Consider the following 21696-nt stretch of genomic DNA (forward strand, 5'->3'; position numbering starts at 1 on the left):
GCGAATCCCACGATTTCTAATCGGCGTCTCCATGACGCCATCTCACCGCATGAGACCGGCCAAGGCCATGAATAACCTTCTTCCCCCTGGTGAGACCCGTTCGGCAACGGTGCTTCGCCACACGCGCCAAGCCATCGACGAAAAGGCGCTGTCCGTCCTTCCTTTCTCCCGTGAGGTAGCAAAGCGCTATCTAGCCGATACGCCGTATGCATCGCGCGCGATCGACATCCGCGAACTCGGCGACACCGGGGAGAGCATGGAGGCTGCCGAGAAGCACAACTGGCAGCGCATCAACCGTCTGATTAAGGGCGACGTCAAAACATTCCCGGCCGACCTCGAGGATGCGTGGGTGGCCTGCCTTCCCGACGCATACCGGGATCGCTGCGAACAGGATCTCGCCGCGCGCCGCGGCCATGTGCCGGTGCGTGATCCCCGCGCCGCCGATTCCCCCGCCGAGCAGACCGCCGACCTGGCAACGCTGCTTCGTGAAGTGGGGGAGTCGGCGGCCGCGCTGGCGCCAATCTTCGCCGACGGTCGTGTCGATCGCGCCGACCTGCCGCACATCGGCCCGGCGCTGCAACAGCTGGGCGAACTGCTCACCGCTGGCCTGCAGTTGCACGGCCGGCTGACCAGCGTCGTGCTCGATGCGCAGGCCGAGCCGACCAACGTCACCGAACTGCGGAGGGCGTGAGCATGTCGAGCCGCGCACACAGGGAGGCCGTGGTGCAGCGCCAGCGCGAGGCTCTCGCGCGCGGCCCGCTGAACGACGAAGAGGAAGCCGTGTTCGCCTCGCAGCAGGCCGCGCAGGATCGCGCCGCGTGGCTGCGCCGGCATCCCGAGGCAGAACCCGAGCTTCCGCTCGACAAGGTGGCGTGACGTGGCGCGCTATCGAAAGATCGACCCTCGCATCTGGAACGACCAGAAGTTCCGCGCTCTGTCCGACGCCGGAAAGCTGATGTTCTTCATGCTTCTCACGCATCCGAACATGACGGCGCTCGGCGCGATGCGCGCGACGCTGCCCGGGTTGGCGGCGGAGATTGGTTGGACGCCGGAAGCCTTCCGGGAAGCCTTCGAGGAAGCCTCCCGGAAGGGCATGGCAGAGCATGACGAAAGGGCCTGCCTGGTGGCCCTGCCTCGCTTCCTGAAATACAACCCGCCCGAGTCCCCGAACGTGGTGAAAGCGTGGGGTGCGGCCATCGATCTGCTGCCCGAGTGCAAGCTGAAAACCCTTGTTCTGCAACGCGCTCAAGCCTTTGCGGAAGGCATGACGGAAGCCTTTCAGAAAGCCTTCCGGGAAGCCTTCCCGAAGGGTATGCCTAATCAGGAGCAGGAACAGGAACAGGAACAAGAGCAGGAAGAAAAGCAAAAGCAGGAGACTTCGTCTCCTTCGTCCTCGGCTGCGCCGAAGACCCCCGGCGCTGATCAACTCGACCTGCATGGCGGCGCCGCATCGCCACCGAAACCGGCGGACCTTGGCGCTACGCGCGCCCAGCGCCTCGCCCAGGTCACGAAGGAAGCCATCGAGGCGTTCAACGCGTCGAAGCTCGTCAAGCCGAACGGCGGTCGCATGCCGACTGTTCGCCTGAGCGTCGGGAAGGATGTGCGCCAGAAGGAAGTCGAGCGCTGCCTGAGCGTCGCGCGCGAGATCTGCCTGGAGAGCTACGGCGGTCCGACGGTGACGCCTGAGTTCTGGGCGGACTACTTCCTTGCTGTGCTCGAGGACGACTTCTACTCCGGCCGCCAAGGCGGCGGTAAGGGGCACGAGAACTGGACGCCGGACTTCGAACTGCTGACCCGGCGCAAGACGATGCTCAAGATCTACGACCGCGCCGCGGCCGATGAGGAAGCCGCGTGATGGATGCGCAGGCCGAAGTCGAGCGACTGGGCGCACTGTACGCGCCGCGCGATCGCGCACACGTGCCGGCGACCGATTCGCGCGTGGAACAGCTGCGGCTGCCTCCGCAGTCAATCGAAGCGGAGCAGGCTGTCCTCGGCGGCCTGATGCTGGCGCCGAATGCGTGGGAGCAGATTGCCGACCAGCTCAGCGACAGCGACTTCTACCGCCGCGACCATGCGCTGATCTTTCGCGCCATTCGAGAGCTGGCCGAGAAGAACCGGCCGTTCGACGCGGTCACCCTCGGCGAATGGTTCGAATCGCAGGGCCTGAGCGAGGAAGTCGCCGGCGGCGCCTACCTGATCGAGCTGGCCACCAACACGCCGTCGGCGGCGAACATCACCGCGTACGCCGAGATCGTCCGCGACAAGGCGATCCTGCGGCAGCTAATCGACGTGGGCACCACGATCGTCAACGACGGTTTCCAGCCGAACGGGCGCGACACGGGAGAGATCCTCACCGAGGCTCAGAAGAACATCACCCAGCTGGCCAGCACCGCCGACCGTGATCGCGGCGGTCTGGTGCTGATGCGCGCCGGGCTGAAGGACGCGTACGAGGATCTGCTGGGTTGCTACAACGGCACGAGGTCGCCGGGTATCCCCCTGCCATGGGGCGCGCTGCGCAGGTTCGTGCGCGGCATGGCCGACACGGACTTGATCATCCTCGCGGGCCGCCCGGGCATGGGTAAGAGCGTTGGCGGCCAAGAGATCGCGTTCTACGTAGCGGAGAACGAAGGCCCGGTGGCGGTGTACTCGCCCGAGATGGCGCGGCAGCAGTTGATCATGCGCCGCGTCTCTTCGCGCACTGGCATTCCGCTGGACCGCCTGATGCAGGAGGGCGGCATCGAGGACCACGAGTGGGAGAAGGTCACGGCTGCATTTGCGGAAATCCGCGCGCTGCCTATCGCCGTCGATGACAGCTCGGACCTGACGATCCATCAAGTGCGACACCGCGCGCGGCGCATGCACAGGGAGTACCAGAAGAACGGCGGTCGCGGCTTGCGCTGCGTCGTCGTCGATTACCTGCAGCTGCTGCAAGGCTCGGGGAAGGGAGAGAAGCGAAACGACGAGATCGCCGAGATCTCGCGCGGCCTGAAGTTGATGGCGAAAGAGTTGAAGTGCCCGGTCGTCGCGCTGTCCCAGCTGAATCGATCGTTGGAGACGCGCACGAACAAGCGCCCGACGATGGCCGACCTGCGCGAGTCCGGCGCGATCGAGCAGGACGCCGACCTGATCCTGTTCCTGTACCGCGACGACTACTACAACGATGCGAGCAACGCGCCTGGCTGCCTGGAGGTGATCATCGGTAAGCAGCGCAGCGGCGCGACGGGTACTGCGTACGTGAAGCACGAACTGCCGTGCTACCGCTTCGGCGAGTGGGAGGGCGGTAAGCCCGTATACGAGCTGGCGGAAGCGCCACGCGCGCGCCGGTCGAAGTTTGGTCAGGGCAGGGGCCGCGCCGCGGCGGCGGGTGACGAGTGAGCGCCAAGCCGAAGGCTGTGAACAAGCGCGCCGCTCGCCACGCGCGCCGGCCGCTGCACTTCACGTGGATGCGCGTGGCCGTCCTCGACACCGGTGAAGAGCGGCTGGCGCTGGTCGCGTCGCATCCGTTCGATCGCCGCCAGTGCAAGGAGCGTGGCTATCACGCCGGCGACGAAGTGCGAGCCGAGCTGAAGAAGCCGCGCAACGTGAAGTTCCACCGGCTGATGCACGCCATCGGCCAGCTGCTCGTCGACCACGCGCCCGGCTTCGATCACCTCGATGCGCACGGCGCCATCAAGCGCGTGCAGCGCGAGGCCGGCGTGTGCTGCGAGGAGATGACGGTGGACATGGGCACGCTCCGGTTCGGCGGCATGGAGATCCCGCTCGGCGAGCGCCCGGTGAAGGTTCCCGAATCCATGGCCTTCGACGACATGAGCCAGGAGCGCGCGGAGGAACTGTTCAAGGGCGTGACGGACTGGATCGCGGCCAATCTGTGGCCCGGCATGCCGGCGCACGCGGTGGAGGAAATGGCGCTGATGATCGAAGGCGAACGCTAATGGTCAAACATGCCATCGATCGTGTTGAGCACAGTCGCGCACGCTCCGTGGGCGTCCCACATGCGCGAATAGAAACTCTCCTTGTCGAAGATTACGCGCTGCCCATTCTCGAGGGTGGTAACGAACTCACGCGCTCGGGTTATGCAGTAAACGCACTTCTGCGCAAAAGCGCTTGCTGGTCCGAGCTCATGCAATCGATCGGACATGGCCAAAAGGTGCGGGGGAAGCTCGAGAGCCGTTTGAGTGAACGCGCCCAAGGGCGGGGAGTCGATGCCTTCAAAGGAATCTTGATGCTCATGGCTCCAGACCTTGTTGAGGCGTGCCGAGATAACCTGGAAGTCGGCGAACAGTGCCATCGCCATGCTTCGCGATACGAGTTCCGATTGCTCAATGCGATCTCTCCGATCCAGATAGTGCTGGGCGGCTGGTATGGCGATGGCGACGCCGATGCCGATAATGGAGAAGATGGCCTGAATCCAAGCAGCCTGCGCATCCAACGGCAGTGCGCACCATCCAACGACGCTGCAATCCATGTCCTTCCCCCCGCTGAGTTGAGGGGATCATGAGCATGAGAAGGGCGATCGGCAACCCGACCCGGACCCAACAGGCGTACCACGACGCGGCGCGCTCGCTTGGCTGTGTCGTTTGCCGCTTCCGCATCCGCATGGGCCTGCAGCCCGCGTGGGCTGGCCAGTGCGGCGGCACGCAGATCCACCACCGAAATCTCGGCGACCTGCATGGCCAGCGCCAACTCGGGCACGACTCCGTCGTCGCGATGGGTGCCTGGCACCACGACGGCGACCAACTCCCGGGACGGTCGCGCGACCAGATGCGCGCCGTGTACGGCCCCAGCTTCAAACACCACGCGCGCGAGTTCCGGATCTGGACCGCCGACGTGCTCGTCGGCTTCCCCGGCATCGGCACCGAGGCCTGGCAGCAATGGCAGGACGCGCAACTTCGACTGAGGAACGCAGCATGACCCTTCGCCTGACCCTTGGCATCGACCCCGGCCAGACCGGCGCCGTCGCCGCGCTCGCCGACGGCAGGCCCGCCGGCTTCATCGACATGCCCACCATGACGCGCAAGGCCGGCGGTGAGCAGGTCGATCCGTTCTCGCTCGGGAAGCAGTTGCGCGAGCTGATCGCCCAGCACCCCGGCGCGTATGTGATCGCGGTGTTCGAGCAGGTGAACGCGCTGCCAAAGCAGGGCGTCACCAGCGGCTTCCGCTTCGGCCAGGCCGACGGCACCGCACGCGGCGTGGTCGGCGCGCTGGGAATTCCGTTCATCGAGGTGCCGCCGCAGACGTGGAAGAAGTACCTGCGCCTCACCGGCTGCGACAAGGACGCCGCACGCACGATGGTGCTGCAGCGCTATCCCGAAATCGCCGACCAGCTGCGGCGAAAGAAGGACGTCGGCCGCGCGGACGCGCTGCTCATCGCGCTGTGGTCGGAGTTGACCGAGCAGGTCGCAAGGAAGGCAGCGTGAGCGAGCCGCTGGAGATCCAGATCGAAGAGGCGTGGGTGATGCTCACGAAGATGCCGCCTGCCAGGCGCCGAACGCTTTACCTCACCACGGGGAGGAGGGTCGTGTGGGCCAGCAACGACGTCCGCGCGAGCCACCTGACCGAGATCGGGACCTACGACCGAAACGTCACGCTGGCGGACCTGCGCGACGACGTGTTCCACATCAACGACCAGTTGACGAAGCAGTTCAAGAAGAAGGCGGCATAGGGGGAAGCATGGCCCAACAGGTCGACACATTCGGCGTCTACGTGCGGGACCGCCTTGAGGAATGGGGGCGGGAGTTCGCGCTGCACCGTGATTGCGAGTACCTGGGGCATCGGTCGAAAGACATGCTGCAGATTCTCATCGAGCACAAGGGCGAAATGCCGCCGCGCGTCACCGGCTTCAAGCCGCTCGAGATTCCGCCGATGCCGCAGCAGATCGAGGACATCGTCTGCGACATCGCGCGGTACAACTTGCCGCGCGCAGTGGTATTGCGGGCGTACTACTGTGGGCGAGGGCGCCGCGGCGTCGAGAGGTTCGACACCGCGAACGAACTATTACTCGGCCACGCCATGCCTTGCATCTCGCGCGCGAAGTACTTCTCGGAGCACGAACTCGGACTGGCCGAGGTTCGTGGTGTGTTGCTCGGGCTCGCTCGAGCCGCCTGACCGTCAGCGTTGGAAGTTCGGCGGTGGCTTGGTTCCGACGATGATCTCCAACTCACCGGGCATGAGTGGCTTATCGTTGGCCTTGTCCCAGACCTCGATACCGGCTGCCGCGAAGGCACTGATCACTAGCTCCCGCTGCTCGACGGTCCCGCCCTTGACACCCAAGCCGACAGCCATCTCGTAGCCGCTGAAGAACTTAGTTGTAAGGCCGGCGGCGCGCATCACTTCATTGATCTCGGTGCGGTATAGCTGACTCTCGGGGTCGCTTCCGACGTAGGTGACCCATGGCTCCAGGCCGCTGCCCTTGAGCCGTTCGACCAGGATGTGGGCCTGCGTGACCGACACGCGCCGCCAAGCCATCTCCGACTTCAACCGCTCCTGTTCGAGCTTTGCTGTAGCGGCCTCGGCGTTTGCCTCCGCGGTTCGCCGTTCGTTGAGCGCGATGCGTTCGTCCGCAAACTTGTCACGAAGGCCGCCGCTCCACACGTTGCCCAAGGTCCCCAGCAACGCCATGGCTGCACCGACAACGAGAACCACGTTCGACCAGAAGAAGATCTGGTCAGCGAGTGCCGGGGTGATCTTCATGGGTGCCTCCTTTTGTCGGATGGTACATCCGGGAATCCCGTTGACAGTCTGACTCGAAAGGGTATCGTTTCAGGCACGATGCAATAGAAGCCCTCGGCGAGAGCCGGGGGCTTTTGCTTTGGAGGATCCGATGTCCGGCATGCCTTGGCGCTACCTGTCGATCGAAGTCGGGCAGTACGTGTGGCGCGGATGGCGTCACCTGTGGGGCTTCGGCGTCGGGTTCGGCCGTTGGAAGCTCGGCCCGAGTCCGGGCATGTGGCACGCGGAATGGACCCTCAACCTCGGGCCGGTTGCCGTGAAGCTGATGCAGTTCACTCCGGACGCCACCGAGTAGCGACAACCCTCTTTGCCCGGCCGCGGTCCTCGTCGCCGTCGTTGCTGCCCGCAAGGGTACGCCGGGCACCTCTTCCGGTCAGCGCTGCCCGTCGATTCGGGGGAGTCGGCGTGCGCGGCGCTGGCCGGATTCACTCGATTCAACCAAGGGGAAGGCCTGTGCGGGGAAGCGTGATCGACACCGCGAACGGAACGGCCGCTGTCGGCTTCGTTGCTTCGTATCTGGCCGGCTTCAACTGGCCGACAATCGCGGCGTTCTTGGCCGCCGTCTACTCGCTGATCCTCATTGGCGAGAAGGTCTGGCGCTTCATCCGCAAGCTGCGCGAGGCACGCGCCGGATGAACGCGAACGGCGCCAAGGTCGGCACCGGCATTGGTGCGGGCCTGGTGCTGTGCTCGGCGGTGGTCTACGCGTTCCTCGGCCGCTGGGAGGATGGAACGCAGCTCACCGTGTACGCGGACAAGCTCGCGCAGGGCCTGCCGACGGTGTGCCGCGGGCTGACCAAGCACGTGACGCGCACGCCGATCATCGTCGGCGAGACCTGGTCTGCCGAGAAGTGCGAAGCGGAGGAACGGCGCGCGATCGTCGCGGTGCAGACGAACCTGCTGCGCTGTTTCTCCCGCAACCCGTCGCAGACCGTGTTCGACGCCGCGACGTCGCATGCCTGGAACTTCGGCGTCTCGGCGACGTGCGGCAGTTCGGCGATGCGCGCGTGGAACGCCGGCGAGTGGGAGCTGGGATGCCAGCGCCTATACCGGTCGGACGCGGGCCGTCCGGTGTGGAGCTACGTGAAGACCGGCCGCCGCCTGCCTGATGGCTCATGGGAATACCGATTCGTCCGCGGGCTGGCCAATCGCCGGCAGGCGGAATACACGCTGTGCATGGGAGCACTGTGATGGATACCCGCTACGCCAGCCGGAAGTTCCTCCTGACCTGCGCGCTGGTGCTAATGGCCACCACGGCGTTCGCGCTGGGCCTGATCACCCCTGAGCAGTTCATCGACTACACGAAGTGGCTGCTGGGCCTGTACTTGGCCGGCAACGTGGGCGACACGTTCGTCACGAAGCCCGAGGCCGACCGGTGAGCATCCGCACGACCATCCTGCTTGCGGTCCTCCTGGTCGCGCTGGCCGTCCTCGGCCTGTCGTACTGGAAGGGCGGAAGCGAGCCGCGCGCCCAAGTGCGCGAGCTGAAGGCGGATGCCAAGGCGACCAAGGCCAGCACGGCGATCAGCAGGGACACCGCCGAGAAGGTGGAAGTGCAGGGCGCCGAAACCCGCGAGCGCACCCGCGCCGCACAGGAGAAGATCCGTGAACGCATCGAGGCCGATCCTCGCCCTGCTGCTGGTGCTGACCCTGACGTCCTGCGCGTCGCTCAGGAAGCCTACGACCGAGCGGTTCGTGCCGCCTGCAGGCTGCAGCGAACGAGCGATTGCCCTGCGCCCGCCGCCGCCGCCCGATAGCGACGACTACCGCCGCTGGGCCGAGGCCTACACGGGCGCAGTGGGTGCGTACGAGGACAGCGAGACCAAGCGGGCCGAGACGGCCGACTGCCTGGACAAGCACCGGAGCGGGAAGTGAGCAGGCTGAAGGCGCTGCGTCCCAAGGTGGCGTCGCTGGGTAGCAGGGTGCAGGCCGTGCCGACCGCCAGTGAGCGTCGCATCACCGGTCGCACGCTGCAGAACCGCAGGCTGCGCATCTGGTCGAGGAACCCGCACTGCGCTGGGTGCGGCCGGCTGGTGGCGTATCCACATGGGTTCGAGCTCGATCACGTCGTGGCACTGGCCAACGGCGGCTCGGACACGGACGAGAACTGCCAGGTGCTGTGCATCGGCGCCGATGGGTGCCACGAGGCCAAGACCAGAACCGACCTCGGACAGCGACCGCGCTGAGGGCAGGGGGGGATCGAAAGTCCAGCCCGGTCGGTTCCAGTAAACCGGCTGTCCCCCCATTCGCGATTATTTTTCGGGTACGAGGAAATCAAATGGCCGGCGTGAAAGGGCGAAGCGGAGGCCGCCGTGATGGGGCCGGGCGCAAGCCGGCCAAGCCGCGCAAGACGAAGGCGAAGGCGTACCAGACGGACGATCCGGACGAGTTCCTGAAGGCCGTGATGCAAGACCCGCGCGCCGACTTCAAGGACCGGATGGCCGCCGCCCTCGCGCTGAAGAAGACCGGCAAGGGTGCGCCGCTCGGGAAGAAGGAGCAGGCGAACGCGAAGGCGCGCGAGGTGATCGGCGGACGATCGCTGGCGCCGATGCCGCCGCCGCGTCGCCCACGGCTGGTGGCGGTGAAGTAATGCCGACCTGGACAACAGCCTGCCCTGATTGGCGCGAGCGGATCCGCGAAGGGCGTTCGCTGATGCCTTGTGCTCCGATCTTTCCGGAGCAGGCCGAGCTCGGTCTGGCCGTGTTCAACAGCCTGCGCGCCGTCGGCATTCCGAACCCCGATGGTGAACTGGACGACTACGGCCGTGCTGTCGCTCCGACCTACGGGCAGGTCTGCCGGCCTTGGATCACTGAAATTGCCGCGGCTGTCCACGGGGCCTATGACGTGGAGACCGGCGAGCGCCTCATCCGTGAGGTGCTGCTGAAGATCCCGAAGAAGAACTGGAAGTCGGGCATCGCGGCAGGGCTGATGCTGTCGCTGATGGTGCTGAACTGGCGCCAGTCTAATGAAGGCGCGGTCATCGCGCCCACGAAGGAAACGGCGGACAACGTCTTCAAGCCGATCCGGGACGCGATCGCCGCGGACCCGGAGATGGCGGATCTGTTCCACGTCCAGCCCAACATCCGCACGGTCACGCACCGGGTCACCGGCATGAGCTGCCGGGTGTACGCCGCGGACACGGACACGATCGCCGGCAAGATCTGGGCGTTCGTGATCTTCGAAGAGCTGTGGCTGCTGGCGCAGCGGAAGGGCGCCGAGGACATGATGCTCGAGGCGACTGGCGGCCAGGCTTCGCGACCCGAAGGCGTCGTCATCTCGATCACCACCGAGTCCGACGACGAGCCGGTCGGCATCTACAAGGCGAAGCTGGAATTCGCGCGGAAGGTGCGCGACGGCGAGGTACACGCTCCGTACTTTCTGCCGCTGTTGTACGAGTGGCCGGAAGACCTGCTGAAGTCCAAGGCCTTTCTGGACCCGGCGACGTTCCACCTCGTGAACCCGAACTACGGCGCCTCGGTCGACCCCGATGATCTGCTGCGGAAGTTCGAGGAGGCGAAGTCCGCTGGCGGCCAGTCGCTGCGCGTGTTCTTGGCCAAGCGCCTCAACGTGCCGCCGAGCGAGAACGTCGGCGGTACGTGGGCCGGCGCCGAGTTCTGGGTGCAGCGCGGCGATTCGACCATCACTCTCGACTCGCTGATCGATCGCAGCGAGGTCGTCACCGTCGGGATCGACGGCGGCGGCTTGGACGATCTGCTGGGGCTCGCCGTTATCGGTCGCGAACGCGGTACGCGCCGCTGGCTGCTTTGGGCGCACGCCTGGGCGCATCGCATCGTGCTGAAGCGGCGGCAGGACATCGCCGAGAAGTTGCTCGAACTCGAGCGGCAGGGCGATCTCACAATCGTCGATCTGCCAGGCGAGGACGTCGTGCAGGTCGCCGACATCGTGTGCCGCGTGAAAGCTGCTGGGTTGCTCCCGGAGAAGCTCGCGATCGGCGTCGATCCGGTGGGCATCAACGACATCGTCGACGAGCTGACCACCGAGGAACGCGGCATCACCGCCGGGTCGGGCGGCCAGATCATTGCTGTCCCGCAGGGCTACAAGCTCAACGGCGCCATCAAATCGACTGAGCGCGCGATCGCCGGCGGCGAGCTCGTCCATGGCGAGCAGCAGCTGATGGCGTGGTGCGTGGCTAACGCGAGGGCAGAGGTGAAAGGCAGCGCGACCACGATCACGAAGGAAAACAGCGGCACGGCCAAGATCGACCCGCTCATGGCCACATTCAACGCGGTGTCGCTGATGGGTCTGAATCCCACGGCGAAGGGCGCGTCGGTGTACGAGACGCGCGGCATTCGCTTCATCTGAGGAATCCATGGCACGCATGAACGCAGACGACATCCAGGCGCTGGAAGGCTTCTGGAGCGGGGAAGTTGCGCGTGCGCGCCCGCAGGCCAGCACCGGAAGCCAGACCTTCACCGGCCTCGACGATCCGCGGCTGCTGGAGTTCATCCGCTGTGGCCAAGCTGGCGAGGGGGCTGGGTTCCAACTCCGAAACATGGCGGTGCTGCGCTGCATTTCGCTGATCTGCGGCACGGTCGGCATGCTGCCGCTGAACCTGATCGAGTCCGGTCCGGAAAAGCGGATCGCCAGTGAGCACCCGGTCCACCGGTTGCTGAAGGTGAAGCCGAATTCGTGGCAGACGCCGCTCGAGTTCAAGCGCCAGATGGAGTTGTCGAAGCAGCGGCACGGCGACGCGTACGCGCGCGTGGTGTGGTCTGCCGGCCGACCTATCCACCTGATTCCGCTGGAAAGCACGGCCATGCAGGCCGAGCTAGCCGACGACTGGCGCATGGTTTACCGCTACAGCTCGAAGAAGCGCGGCGTGGTTGAGCTGAAGCAGGAGGAGGTATTCCACCTGCGCGACCTGTCCACCGACGGCGTCACGAGCCTGTCGCGCATGAAGCTCGCGGACCGCGCGATTCGTCTGGCACTGGATGCCGAGCGCGCGGCCAGCCGGATCTTCGAGACCGGCAATATGGCGGGCGGCGCGATCGAGACGCCGGACTCGCTCAGCGAGACGGCCTACGGTCGCATGCGCGACTCGCTGGACACGGAATTCGCCGGCGCGCGCAGTGCGCAGCGCTGGATGATCCTCGAGGAAGGCGCCAAAGCCAACAAGTTCGGCATCACGGCGCAAGAAGCGCAGCACGTCGAAAACCGCAACGCGCAGGTCGAGGAGATCGCGCGCCTGTTTGGCGTGCCGCGACCGCTGCTGTTCCTCGACGACACCAGCTGGGGCACCGGAATCGAGCAGCTCGGCATCTTCTTCCTGCAGTACACGATGCTCGAGCACTTCACGAACTGGGAGCAGGCAGCGGCACGAACCCTGCTGTCCGAACGCGACCTCGAGCGCTACCAGCCGAAGTTCAACGTGCGCGCACTGATGCGCGGCACGCTGAAGGACCAGGCTGAGTTCTTTGCCAAGGCGCTCGGCGCCGGCGGCCACGCGCCGTGGCACACCCAGAACGAAGTGCGCGAGCTGCTGGATTACCCCGAATCCGAACAGCCGGGCACCGACCTGCTGCGCAATCCGATGACCCAGAAGGGACCGAGCAATGAGCCTGCGAAAGCTGCCTGAGATCCGGGCCGACGCCCATTTCGAAGGACTGAACTTCGACATGCGGCAGGACGCCGTGGAGCGCTGGAAGCCGGAGGTGCGCGCGGCCAGCGAGGACGAGGCGACCATCTCCATCTACGGCCCCATCGGGGCGACGTGGGACGGCGAGGGGATCACCGTCAAGCGCATCGCCGCGGCGCTGCGCAGCATCGGCCAGCGCGACGTCACGGTGAACATCAATTCGCCCGGCGGCGACTTCTTCGAAGGCGTGGCGATCTACAACGCGCTGCGGCAGCACCGGGCCCAGGTGAACATCAACATCCTCGGTCTCGCCGCGTCTGCTGGTTCCATCATCGCGATGGCGGGCGACGAGATCCGCATGGGCGAAGGATCGTTCCTGATGATCCACAACGCGTGGGGCGTGGCTATCGGAAATCGCCACGACTTCATCGAGACGGCCGAATTCCTGGCGCCGTTCGACGCCGAGATGGCGAACCTGTACGCGAACCGCACGGGCATCAAGGTTGCGGAGATCGTGAAGCTCATGGATGCGGAAACGTGGATCGGCACGTCGCGCGCGATCGAAGACGGTTTCGCGGACAGCGTGCTCGAAAGGGATTCCGTTACCGAAGAGGCGAGCGCGAAGGGTGACCGCAAGGCGCTCGCGCTGGTCGAGGCGTCGCTGGCTCGATCCGGATATTCCCGATCCCAGCGGCGCGACACCCTGAAATCCCTTTTCACCGGCAAGCCGAGCGCTGCCGAACCCGCCATGCCGCGCGCTGGCGACGACACCGCAGCTCTGCTGCAAAACCTCATCACCAACATCCGAGGCTGAACCATGACCTTGCTCAAGCATTCGCCGATCGCGCGCGGCATCCAGGCTGTGCGTGCCGAAGGCGCCACCGATCCGGGCGTCAAGGCCCTGATCGAAACCCTCAACAAGGCCTTCGCCGACTTCAAGGCCGAGCACACCGCCCAGCTCGAAGAGATCAAGAAGGGCAACGCCGACGCGCTGCAGGCGCTGAAGGTCGACAACATCAACGCCGATATCGACCGCCTGCAGCGGGCCGTCGACGAGGCGAACACCAAGCTGGCGGCGGCGCAGATGGGCGGCGGCCCGGGCGGGTCGAAGCTGGTCGATGCCGAATACTCCGACGCGTTCCGCGCACATTTCAGTAAGGGCGCAGTCAGCGCGTCGCTGAACAAGGGCGCGGACGCGGAAGGTGGCTATCTCGCGCCGGTCGAGTGGGACCGCACCATCACGAACAGGCTGACCATCCTGTCGGACATGCGTGAACTGGCGACGGTGCAGCGGGTCTCGGGCGCTGGCCTGACGAAGCTGTTCAACATGGGCGGGACGTCGTCGGGCTGGGTCGGTGAGACCACCGCGCGCCCGGCCACGAACACCAGCCAGTTCGCATCGCTCGGTTTCGGTTGGGGCGAGATCTACGCCAACCCGGCAGCGACCCAGCAGATCCTCGATGACGCCGAGATCGATCTGGAGGCGTGGCTGGCCGGCGAGGTCGAGCTGGAGTTCGCGAAGCAGGAGGGCACCGCGTTCTTCAGCGGCGACGGCGCGAACAAGCCGTTCGGCATCCTGACCTACGTCACCGGTGGAGCCAACGCGGCGAAGCACCCCTTCGGCGCGATCGAGGCCGTGAACAGCGGCGACGCGGCGACCATCACCTCCGACGGCCTGATCGACCTGATCTACGACCTGCCTTCCGCCTTCACCGCGAATGCGAAGTTCGCGATGAACCGCAATACGCAGCGCGTGGTGCGGAAGCTGAAGGACGGTGACGGAAATTACCTATGGCAGCCGTCGTTCGTGGCTGGTCAGCCGGCGACCCTGGCGGGATACCCGATCCGCGAAGTCGCCGCGATGCCGGACGTCGCCGCCAACGCGATCGCCGCGCTGTTCGGCGACTTCAAGCAGACTTATACGGTCTACGACCGCGTGGGCGTGCGCGTCCTACGCGACCCGTTCACCAACAAGCCCTTCGTCCAGTTCTACACGACGAAGCGCGTGGGCGGCGGCGTGCACAACCCCGAGCCGATGCGCGCACTGAAGATCGCCGCCTGATCGCTGTCCGCTGAGGATGGCCCGAACGAGGAGGCGGCTACGGCCGCCTTCTCCCTGGAGGATCCATGAGGAAGTTCATCAAGACGTTCCGCGGCGTGCGGGACGGCGACATCTACCCGACCGAATTCGCCGCCGGTGACGAATGCCCGCCGGAGTTGGTCGCCGGTGCCGAGAGCCTGGGCGCCATCGAGGACGAGTCGGACGAAGAGCACGACGACGGCGACGGCGACGACCAGGGCGACGAAAAGGCCGCACTGCAGGCGCAGCTCGACGCCGCCGGCATCAAGTTCGACAAGCGCTGGGGTATGGACAAGCTCCGCGCGGCGCTGGCCGAAGGCAAGAAGGACTGAACGATGCCGCTCGTCACGCTCGACCAGGCGCGCGCCCACGTTCGCGAGGGCGCGGGTTTCCCCGAGGCGCAGATCCAGCCTGCTCTGAAGGGCGCCGAGGACGCTGCCCAGGCCTACCTCAACCGGCGCGTGTACGAGTCGCAGGAAGCGCTGGATGCCGCGCGCGGGACGTATGCCGCCGACATGGGCGACGCAAAGGCCGCCTACGACGCGGCAGTCGCAGCGGCCGCAGCGCTGGTCGACGAGGCCGAGCAAGTCGCCGCGCTTGAACTGGCGGCGGTGCAGTTCGAGGAGGCGAAGGCTGCAGTCGCGAAGGCGCTGCACGGCATCGTGGTGAACGACAGCATCGTTTCCGCGATCCTGCTCACGTTCGGGCATCTGTTCGCGAACCGGGAGGACGTGGTCGTCGGCGTGACAGTGGCGGAAATCCCGCTCGGCGCGCGCACGCTGCTGCGGCCGTACCGTCGGGTGATGATGCCGTGAGCCTGCGCGCCGGCGAGCTCAATCGGTTGGTCCGCATTGAGAAGCGGGTGCCTGGCCATGACGCCGCCGGCCAGCCGATCGACACGTGGGAGAAGGTGGACGACATCTGGGCCGGAATCGCGAACGAGACCGGCTTGGGCGCGATCCGCTCAAGCCTGCAAGGTGGAGTGCCTACTTCGATCGCGCGGTACAGCTTCCTCGTGCGATACGAAACCGCGAAGGCGTTGGGGATCGACGCCGGCATGCGCGCGGTGCACGAGGATCTGGCCTTCGAGATCACAGGGCTCGTGCGCGACCTGAAGCATCGCGAGAAGGCGTACCTGCTGTGCGAGCAGGGCGGAAGCCTCGGATGACGATCTCGGCGAAAACCAACTTCAGCGCGTGGAACGAAATGTTCGCGTTGCTGAAGGGGCCGATGCGCCAGCAGCTCGCGCGCTCGATGGCCGTCGACGGCGGCAAGGTGCTCCGCGACGAGGCGAAGGCGCGCGCGCCGGTGGGCACCGCCGATGGCGGCAGCATCACGCCCGGCCTGCTGCGCAGCGCGATCTACCTCGCCTACCGTGACAAGGAATCGACGGAGAAGGTGGTCGTGTACTCCGTCACCTGGAACAGCAAGAAGGCGCCGCACGGCCATTGGCCGGAATTCGGGCACTGGCAGACGAATGCACGCTACCGAGGCAAGGACGGCGAGTGGTACACCGGCGCTCCATTGAAGCAGCCGAAGTGGATCCCGGCGGAGCCGTATCTGCGCCCAGCGTTCGAAGCGATGCATGAGCACGTGCAGGTCGTGATGATCGAGCGCGGCCGCGAGCGCTTCGCCGAATTGTTGGTGGACGCGTACACGCCGGCCGATGAGGAATTCGTGTGAGCCTCGAGTCAGATCTCCTCGCGCTGTGGAGTCCGCTGGTCGGTGGGCGATTCACGCCCGATGTTCCGCCAGACGTGCCGGAATATCCGTTGATGTTCTGGCAGCAGGTCGGCGGGCGAGCGCTCTGGTTCAGCAATCGCGAGATGCCCGGCCATCGCCATGCGCGCATCCAACTGCACGTCTGGAGCGAGCGGCGACTGGACACGAACACCATCGCGCGCGCCGCCGAGAAGGCGCTGTGCGAAAGCCCGCTGATCGCCGAGCCGTTCGGCGCGCCAACGGCCCTGTACGAGCCGGAGATGAAGATCTACGGCACCCGACAGGATTTCGGGATCTGGTATCCCGACCCCTGACGCGATTCCGCGTCGCAATTTCTCCGCCCCGGCCACGCGCCGGGTTTTTTGTATCTGCAACCCGAGGAACATCCCATGAGCCTGAAGTTTCCTGACGGTGCCGTGTTCGGCATTTCCACCTTGCTCGCCGCGGCGGTCAGCGCTTCGGCGGTCTCCAACGCGAATCCCGCGGTCGCCACCGTGCCCACCGGCACGATCGACGAGGGCGACGTGCTGGTGATGACCTCGGCCTGGCCGGGTCTGAACAACTGCGTGTCGCAGTCCGGCACTGTCACGGTCGGTGCGACCGACACGGTGCAGCTGCGGGGCATCGATTCCACCGACACCGACCTGTACCCGGTCGGCGAAGCCGCTCTGAAGCTTGCCGTCGCGTCCGGCTTCGTGGACTTCAGCCAGCAGGGCGACGTGTCCACCAGTGGCGGCGAGCAGCAGTACTGGACCGGTCGCTTCCTCGAGGATCGCAGTGGCCGCCAGATCAACGTGCCGACGATCAAGACGGCGAAGGTGCTGACGATCCCGCTGTTCTTCGACCCGTCGCTGCCCTGGTATGCCGCTGCGAAGGCGGCGGACGCGAAGAAGGAGCCGATTGTGCTGCGCTGCCGCCTGCCGGAAGGTGGCGACACGATGTACTGGTACGGCTACCTGTCCTTCGACGGCGATCCGACGCTGACCGCGGCGAACCCGATGGGCAATACCGCGACGTTCACCGCCCTCAACTCCTCCACGCTCGTCGAAGGTGCCTGATGAGCCTGAAGAAGGGCGGCGCCCCCAAGACCATCCCGGCGACCCTGACCATCATCGGTCAGGGTTCGACCGACAAGCTCAACGTCACGTACCACAACCGGAAGCAATCCGAGATCACGGCGCTGCTCGAGGGCGGCGCGTCGCTCGGCGCGCTGATCCCGTTCCTCGTGGAGTCCTGGGACACGGACTTCGAACTCACCGAGGAGGGCGTGCGCGAGTTCGAGGACGAATACCCGGGCATCGTGGACATCCTGCTCACGGGCTTCCATCGCGCGCGCCGGAAGGAAGCGGAAAAAAACTGATCGCCGCTACTCGGGCGCTTTACTGGAAGCGCCCGAGTGAAGCGGACCTCGCCGGCACCGGGTTGAAGCCGAAGCACTACCCGGAGCCGGAAGTGGACGTTTGGCCCGAGAACTGGGCACCCATCCAGCTGTTCCGGCGGATCTCCACCCAGTGGCGCACCGGCGCCGGCGGACCCGTAGGACTGGATTACACCGTCGTCTACCGCGAGCTGGACCAGCTCGGCATCTCCGGCGACGACTTCGACGACTTCATGTGGCGCATCGGCGTGATTGAGGCCGAGGCGCTTTCGCGCATCCACGAGACGTAGGCATGGCACAGGACAGCGTCGGCACCGCCCGACTCGACATCGTCGTCGATACGTCGCAGTTCGATGTGGCGATCCAGCGTGCGCAGGCGCGTACGACGTCGATGTCGCAGGCGGCGCAGAAGGACTATGCGGCGCTGAACGCGGCGGAGAAACGGCGCGTCGACTCGCTGATCCGGCAGGCCGACACGATCGGCCTGAACCGCGAAGCGCAGATCGCCTACAACGCCGCGCTGCGCACGAGTGGCCCGTTGCTCGACGACATCACCCGCCGCCTGAAGGCGAACCAGGCGGCGACGCAGGCGTCGAACAAGGAACTGAGCAAGTACGGGCTCACGGCCGCGCAGCAGACGAACGCGCTTCGCGGCGTGCCGGCGCAGATCACCGACATCGTCACGCAGCTGCAGGGCGGCGCGAACCCGCTCACGGTGATCCTGCAGCAGGGCGGCCAGCTGCGCGACATGTTCGGCGGTATCCGACCTGCCGCTGCGGCGCTGGGCAGCCAGATCGCGGCGATGATCAATCCGACGACCGTGCTGGCGGCGGCCGTGGGCGGCCTCACGTTGGCGTGGTATCAGGGCCGCCAGGAGATTGAGGCCTACGCCCAGGCCCTGATCGCCACCGGACGTTACGCCGGCCTCACGGAGGACGAACTCGACAGCCTCGCGAAGCAGCTCGACGACGTCGGCGGTGTGACGCGTCGAAGCGCGGCGAGCACGCTCGCGGCGGTAACGGCGACCGGACGCTTCACGGGCGAGCAGGTCGAAATGGTCGCCAAGGCCGCGGAGCAGATGCGCGTGGCCACCGGTCGGGCCGTCGATGAGACGATCGCGGACTTCGTTGCGCTCAGCAAGGATCCCGTCGAAGCGCTGCTGAAGCTCAACGAAACCCAGCACTTCCTCACGCAGACGCAGCTCGATTCCGTCGTCGCCCTTCGTGAGCAGAAGCGAGAGCAGGACGCCGTCACCGAGGCGATCCGGATCCAGTCGGATGTAATCGACCAGCGCATTCCGCAGGTCGCCGAACACGTGTGGGTTCTGGAGAAGGCATGGAAGGCCGCGGGCCGTGCAGCGGCTGAGTTCTGGGACGACACGACTCAGAACCTGAAGGATGCAGACCAGCTCGCACAGGACAGTGTCGACGTCTTCAAGCGATTGTTCTCGGCTTCAGGCCTGGGCGGACAGGGCATGGCGGGCGCGTTCGCCGGCCAGGCGATGCTCGCTCCGACTCAGGTCGGACCCACACAGCGCGATGCCACCGTCGATAGCGCGGCGGCTCGGAAGTCGCTCGAAGAGCGCAAGAAGACCCAGCAGGAATGGGAGCGGATTACCGAGCAGAACCTGACGGCTCGTCAGCGTCAGCTCGCCGAAGAGGCGAAGATCATCGCGGCGGGCAAGACGCTCGGAAAGGAAGAGGCCGAGGTCGATCGAGAACTGGCCGCGTCCCGCGCGCGCTTCGCCGAGGCCGAGGCCAAGCGCAATCGCACCACGCGCACGACCGACCCGACCGACCAGATCATTAGTCGGCTGCGCCAGCAGATCGCGCTGAACGAGGAGCAGGCGCAGTCCGAGGACAAGCTCACCGCGACCGAGCGCCTGCTCGTCCAGGTGCGCACCGATCTGGACAAGTTGGGAACCAAGGCCAGCGCGTCGAAGCGAGCGACCGTCGATGCCCTCATGGCGGAGGCGAAGGCCAGCGGCGAGGCGGCCGAAAAGGCGCTGGCCGAGGCGAAGGCGAAGGAAGCGCTGGCGCGCCAGAACGCCATCCTCCAGCAGCAGGCACAGAACCGCGCGCGCGGCAACGAGATCGACCTGCTCGGCTTCAGTCGCGGTGCCGACGCCGTGGAGCAGATGCGTCGCCGCCTCGACATCGATCGCGAGTACGAGGACGAACTGAAGCGCCTGGGCGATCGCGCGGTGGCCGAGGACAAGGCGACCTGGGACGAGATGGCCGCCAACGCCGCGCGCCATCGCGACGAGCAGTTACGCCTCGAGGAGCAGTTCCAGGAAGACCGCGTGCGCGTGATGGGCGACTGGCGCAACGGTGCCCGGCGCGCGTTCGACGACCTGCAGGCTCGCGCGGCCGACGTGGCGGGCCTCACGAGCCAACTATTCACCGGCGCTTTCACCCACATGGAGGATGCGATCGTCAAGTTCGCGCAGACCGGCAAGTTCTCCGTGAAGGATCTGCTCTCAAGCATCGGTGCCGATCTCGCGAAGTTCTTCGCCCAGAAGGCCACGATGCAGTTCATCAGCATGTTCGCTGGGGCATTCGGCGGTGGCAGCGCCCCGTCCACAGGGTTCGCGTCCAGCTTCGGCAACAACACTGGCTGGCTGACCACGAATGCGAAGGGTGGCGTTTACCAAACGCCAAGCCTGAGCCAGTACTCGAACCAGGTGCACGACACACCCAAGCTGTTCGCGTTCGCGAAGGGTGCCGGCGTGTTCGGCGAGGCTGGCCCGGAAGCGATCATGCCGCTCACGCGCACCGCAGGTGGCCAGCTCGGTGTCCGTTCCGTTGGCGGAGCCGGCGCGGCGCCGATCACCTATATCGACGTCCACGTTGACAGCGGCGGACAGGCGTCGAGCCAGGTCCGCGGATCCGGTGACAGCACCGGTCGCGAGCTCGGCAAGATGATCGAAGGCGCGGTGAACGACGTGCTGATTCGCCAGATGCAGCCGGGCGGCCTGCTCTACAGCGGGAGGCGCAACTGATGGCCGACATGTTCACGTGGCGGCCGATCGACGACACGCGCGGGCGCGTGACCGCGCGCGTCAATCGCGCCCAGTTCGGCGATGGCTATTCGCAGGCCGTTCCCGACGGCATCAACCACACGTCGCAGGAATGGCCGCTCACGTTTGCCGGCCACGAGGACGACATGCAGGCGCTGGTGGACTTCCTCGCCGCGCACGTCGGCCGCTCCTTCCAGTGGAAGCCGCTTCTCGGCCCGATCGCACTGTGGCAGTGCGACTCGTGGCAGCCGAAGGACGAGGGCGGCGGCTGGTTCACGGTCACCGCGACGTTCCAGCAGACCTTCTCCCCATAGGACCGACATGGCACAGCAGCACATCAATCTGGGCACGCCCCCGAACGGCACCGACGGCGACACCACTCGCGCCGCATGGGTGAAAGCGGAGGCCAACTTCGACGAGCTCTATGCCAACGTGACCGCGCTGCTTGCGGACATGGCGGGCCTCGTGCCCGGCTCGCCCGGCGTGATCAGCGGCCTGCAGCTGGTGTGGCTGAGCGGCAACTCCTACCGCCTCGAATCCGGGTACGCCTACATCCCGTCAGTCGAAGGCGTGGTTGCGGTGCCATCCGCTATCACGAAGAACGGCCAGGTGCTGAATCCGAACACCTGGTATCACCTCTATCTCTTTCAGGGTGCTGGCGGCTTCGGTGACTGCGAGCTTTCCACCACCGCGCCAGCGGCACCATACAGCGGCACGGCACGCGCGAAATCTGGCGACACGTCGCGACGGTATCTAGGAAGCGTTCGCACCAACGGCGCCGGCAACATGCTGCAGTTTGTGCACGGCCCGAGTGGTGGAAAGGTCAGCTATCTCGGTATCGACAACTCTTCAAAGAACGTTCTTTCCAACGGATCCGCCACGTCCGCAACCACGATCAGCTGCGCGGCCTTGGTTCCGGTCACCGGAACCCACGTCGATTTCCTTCTGTCGAACGTCAGCGACAAGACCTGCGTTACCAGCAACTCAACGGCAGCGCTTCCGCTTGGCGCCGGAGCTGGCAACCAGTACTTCGGCTACGCGAATCCAACCAATGATGCGTTTGTGCCTGCGCATCCGGTGAATGCGAGCCAAGCGATCAACTACCGCCTGCTGACAGCGCCGACCTCTGGCGGCGTCTTTATCGATGTTCTTGGGTACAACTTCGAGCGCTGAC

At 65.9% G+C, this 21696-nt stretch carries 33 protein-coding genes; 31 read left to right on the forward strand and 2 right to left on the reverse strand.

Annotated elements, in window-relative coordinates; all coding sequences use genetic code 11:
• Positions 1–67: 67 nt before the first annotated feature.
• From AC3ANK_RS06550 to AC3ANK_RS06570, 5 genes are read left to right on the forward strand one after another with little or no spacing between them, the layout of a single operon-like run.
• Complete coding sequence (locus tag AC3ANK_RS06550; protein ID WP_484172464.1) at positions 68–691, forward strand: hypothetical protein; 624 nt, start codon at positions 68–70, stop codon at positions 689–691.
• Positions 692–693: 2 nt separating this feature from the next.
• Positions 694–876, forward strand: coding sequence for a hypothetical protein (locus AC3ANK_RS06555; protein ID WP_484172465.1), 183 nt, complete (start codon positions 694–696; stop codon positions 874–876).
• A gap of 1 nt (position 877) precedes the next feature.
• The gene (locus tag AC3ANK_RS06560; protein WP_484172466.1) at positions 878–1855 is read left to right on the forward strand and encodes a hypothetical protein; all 978 of its coding nucleotides are present in this window, start codon (positions 878–880) and stop codon (positions 1853–1855) included.
• Entirely contained in the window at positions 1855–3375 is a 1521-nt protein-coding gene (dnaB, locus tag AC3ANK_RS06565) for a replicative DNA helicase (protein ID WP_484172467.1), read from the forward strand. The genes AC3ANK_RS06560 and dnaB overlap by 1 nt, the downstream gene beginning before the upstream one ends.
• Complete coding sequence (locus AC3ANK_RS06570) at positions 3372–3932, forward strand: hypothetical protein (RefSeq protein WP_484172468.1); 561 nt, start codon at positions 3372–3374, stop codon at positions 3930–3932. The genes dnaB and AC3ANK_RS06570 overlap by 4 nt, the downstream gene beginning before the upstream one ends.
• Here the strand turns inward: AC3ANK_RS06570 and AC3ANK_RS06575 are convergent.
• Positions 3929–4465, reverse strand: a complete 537-nt coding sequence (locus AC3ANK_RS06575; RefSeq protein WP_484172469.1) for a hypothetical protein — start codon at positions 4463–4465, stop codon at positions 3929–3931. The two genes, AC3ANK_RS06570 and AC3ANK_RS06575, sit on opposite strands and share 4 nt — an antisense overlap.
• Before the next feature lie 35 nt (positions 4466–4500).
• Between AC3ANK_RS06575 and AC3ANK_RS06580 the strand changes: the two genes are divergently transcribed.
• Genes AC3ANK_RS06580 through AC3ANK_RS06595 form a run of 4 tightly spaced genes read left to right on the forward strand, consistent with a single transcriptional unit; the run spans position 4501 to position 6105 of the window.
• Positions 4501–4911: a hypothetical protein gene (locus AC3ANK_RS06580; protein ID WP_484172470.1), complete on the forward strand. Its 411-nt coding sequence runs from the start codon at positions 4501–4503 to the stop codon at positions 4909–4911.
• A complete protein-coding gene (locus AC3ANK_RS06585) occupies positions 4908–5417 on the forward strand; it encodes a hypothetical protein (protein ID WP_484172471.1) in 510 nt (169 codons plus the stop codon). The genes AC3ANK_RS06580 and AC3ANK_RS06585 overlap by 4 nt, the downstream gene beginning before the upstream one ends.
• On the forward strand, positions 5414–5662 hold the full coding sequence (locus tag AC3ANK_RS06590) for a hypothetical protein (protein WP_484172472.1): 249 nt from the start codon (positions 5414–5416) through the stop codon (positions 5660–5662). Before AC3ANK_RS06585 ends, AC3ANK_RS06590 begins: the two co-directional genes overlap by 4 nt.
• Before the next feature lie 8 nt (positions 5663–5670).
• Entirely contained in the window at positions 5671–6105 is a 435-nt protein-coding gene (locus AC3ANK_RS06595; protein ID WP_484172473.1) for a hypothetical protein, read from the forward strand.
• 3 nt (positions 6106–6108) lie between these two features.
• Here the strand turns inward: AC3ANK_RS06595 and AC3ANK_RS06600 are convergent, their stop codons facing one another.
• On the reverse strand, positions 6109–6690 hold the full coding sequence (locus AC3ANK_RS06600; protein WP_484172474.1) for a hypothetical protein: 582 nt from the start codon (positions 6688–6690) through the stop codon (positions 6109–6111).
• Between the two features lie 130 nt (positions 6691–6820).
• On the opposite strand from AC3ANK_RS06600, the gene AC3ANK_RS06605 reads away from it, so the two are divergent.
• The 22 genes from AC3ANK_RS06605 to AC3ANK_RS06710 all read left to right on the forward strand — a co-directional run bounded on the left by AC3ANK_RS06605 (position 6821) and on the right by AC3ANK_RS06710 (position 21695).
• Positions 6821–7024 carry a hypothetical protein gene (locus AC3ANK_RS06605; protein ID WP_484172475.1) on the forward strand — a complete coding sequence of 68 codons (204 nt, stop codon included), beginning with the start codon at positions 6821–6823 and terminating at the stop codon, positions 7022–7024.
• A 170-nt stretch (positions 7025–7194) separates the two neighbouring features.
• On the forward strand, positions 7195–7365 hold the full coding sequence (locus tag AC3ANK_RS06610; protein ID WP_484172476.1) for a hypothetical protein: 171 nt from the start codon (positions 7195–7197) through the stop codon (positions 7363–7365).
• A complete protein-coding gene (locus AC3ANK_RS06615) occupies positions 7362–7919 on the forward strand; it encodes a lysozyme (protein WP_484172477.1) in 558 nt (185 codons plus the stop codon). The genes AC3ANK_RS06610 and AC3ANK_RS06615 overlap by 4 nt, the downstream gene beginning before the upstream one ends.
• Positions 7919–8107: a hypothetical protein gene (locus tag AC3ANK_RS06620; RefSeq protein ID WP_484172478.1), complete on the forward strand. Its 189-nt coding sequence runs from the start codon at positions 7919–7921 to the stop codon at positions 8105–8107. The genes AC3ANK_RS06615 and AC3ANK_RS06620 overlap by 1 nt, the downstream gene beginning before the upstream one ends.
• Positions 8104–8484 (forward strand): hypothetical protein, encoded by a 381-nt coding sequence (locus AC3ANK_RS06625; RefSeq protein ID WP_484172479.1) that lies wholly within the window; start codon positions 8104–8106, stop codon positions 8482–8484. The genes AC3ANK_RS06620 and AC3ANK_RS06625 overlap by 4 nt, the downstream gene beginning before the upstream one ends.
• 114 nt (positions 8485–8598) lie before the next feature.
• Complete coding sequence (locus AC3ANK_RS06630) at positions 8599–8913, forward strand: HNH endonuclease (protein WP_484172480.1); 315 nt, start codon at positions 8599–8601, stop codon at positions 8911–8913.
• A gap of 92 nt (positions 8914–9005) precedes the next feature.
• A complete protein-coding gene (locus AC3ANK_RS06635) occupies positions 9006–9317 on the forward strand; it encodes a hypothetical protein (protein ID WP_484172481.1) in 312 nt (103 codons plus the stop codon).
• Complete coding sequence (locus AC3ANK_RS06640) at positions 9317–11050, forward strand: terminase large subunit (protein WP_484172482.1); 1734 nt, start codon at positions 9317–9319, stop codon at positions 11048–11050. Before AC3ANK_RS06635 ends, AC3ANK_RS06640 begins: the two co-directional genes overlap by 1 nt.
• 16 nt (positions 11051–11066) lie before the next feature.
• Positions 11067–12323: a phage portal protein gene (locus tag AC3ANK_RS06645; protein WP_484172483.1), complete on the forward strand. Its 1257-nt coding sequence runs from the start codon at positions 11067–11069 to the stop codon at positions 12321–12323.
• Positions 12301–13137, forward strand: a complete 837-nt coding sequence (locus AC3ANK_RS06650) for a head maturation protease, ClpP-related (protein WP_484172484.1) — start codon at positions 12301–12303, stop codon at positions 13135–13137. Before AC3ANK_RS06645 ends, AC3ANK_RS06650 begins: the two co-directional genes overlap by 23 nt.
• Positions 13138–13140: 3 nt before the next feature.
• Positions 13141–14385, forward strand: a complete 1245-nt coding sequence (locus tag AC3ANK_RS06655) for a phage major capsid protein (protein ID WP_484172485.1) — start codon at positions 13141–13143, stop codon at positions 14383–14385.
• A gap of 65 nt (positions 14386–14450) precedes the next feature.
• Positions 14451–14735, forward strand: a complete 285-nt coding sequence (locus tag AC3ANK_RS06660) for a hypothetical protein (RefSeq protein ID WP_484172486.1) — start codon at positions 14451–14453, stop codon at positions 14733–14735.
• 3 nt (positions 14736–14738) lie between these two features.
• Positions 14739–15218, forward strand: coding sequence for a head-tail connector protein (locus AC3ANK_RS06665; RefSeq protein ID WP_484172487.1), 480 nt, complete (start codon positions 14739–14741; stop codon positions 15216–15218).
• On the forward strand, positions 15215–15571 hold the full coding sequence (locus AC3ANK_RS06670; RefSeq protein ID WP_484172488.1) for a head-tail adaptor protein: 357 nt from the start codon (positions 15215–15217) through the stop codon (positions 15569–15571). The genes AC3ANK_RS06665 and AC3ANK_RS06670 overlap by 4 nt, the downstream gene beginning before the upstream one ends.
• Complete coding sequence (locus tag AC3ANK_RS06675; RefSeq protein WP_484172489.1) at positions 15568–16086, forward strand: HK97 gp10 family phage protein; 519 nt, start codon at positions 15568–15570, stop codon at positions 16084–16086. Before AC3ANK_RS06670 ends, AC3ANK_RS06675 begins: the two co-directional genes overlap by 4 nt.
• A complete protein-coding gene (gene gp17, locus AC3ANK_RS06680; protein ID WP_484172490.1) occupies positions 16083–16439 on the forward strand; it encodes a tail completion protein gp17 in 357 nt (118 codons plus the stop codon). Before AC3ANK_RS06675 ends, gp17 begins: the two co-directional genes overlap by 4 nt.
• A 75-nt stretch (positions 16440–16514) precedes the next feature.
• Positions 16515–17183 (forward strand): phage tail tube protein, encoded by a 669-nt coding sequence (locus AC3ANK_RS06685; protein WP_484172491.1) that lies wholly within the window; start codon positions 16515–16517, stop codon positions 17181–17183.
• Positions 17183–17485, forward strand: coding sequence for a phage tail assembly chaperone (locus AC3ANK_RS06690; protein ID WP_484172492.1), 303 nt, complete (start codon positions 17183–17185; stop codon positions 17483–17485). The genes AC3ANK_RS06685 and AC3ANK_RS06690 overlap by 1 nt, the downstream gene beginning before the upstream one ends.
• Before the next feature lie 92 nt (positions 17486–17577).
• Complete coding sequence (locus AC3ANK_RS06695) at positions 17578–17793, forward strand: DUF1799 domain-containing protein (protein WP_484172493.1); 216 nt, start codon at positions 17578–17580, stop codon at positions 17791–17793.
• A 248-nt stretch (positions 17794–18041) separates the two neighbouring features.
• On the forward strand, positions 18042–20504 hold the full coding sequence (locus tag AC3ANK_RS06700; RefSeq protein ID WP_484172494.1) for a phage tail tape measure protein: 2463 nt from the start codon (positions 18042–18044) through the stop codon (positions 20502–20504).
• Positions 20504–20836 carry a phage tail protein gene (locus AC3ANK_RS06705; protein WP_484172495.1) on the forward strand — a complete coding sequence of 111 codons (333 nt, stop codon included), beginning with the start codon at positions 20504–20506 and terminating at the stop codon, positions 20834–20836. The genes AC3ANK_RS06700 and AC3ANK_RS06705 overlap by 1 nt, the downstream gene beginning before the upstream one ends.
• A gap of 7 nt (positions 20837–20843) precedes the next feature.
• Positions 20844–21695: a hypothetical protein gene (locus tag AC3ANK_RS06710; RefSeq protein WP_484172496.1), complete on the forward strand. Its 852-nt coding sequence runs from the start codon at positions 20844–20846 to the stop codon at positions 21693–21695.
• Position 21696 lies beyond the last annotated feature (1 nt).

The sequence above is a fragment of the Lysobacter sp. SCRH-1R genome, from assembly GCF_057747855.1.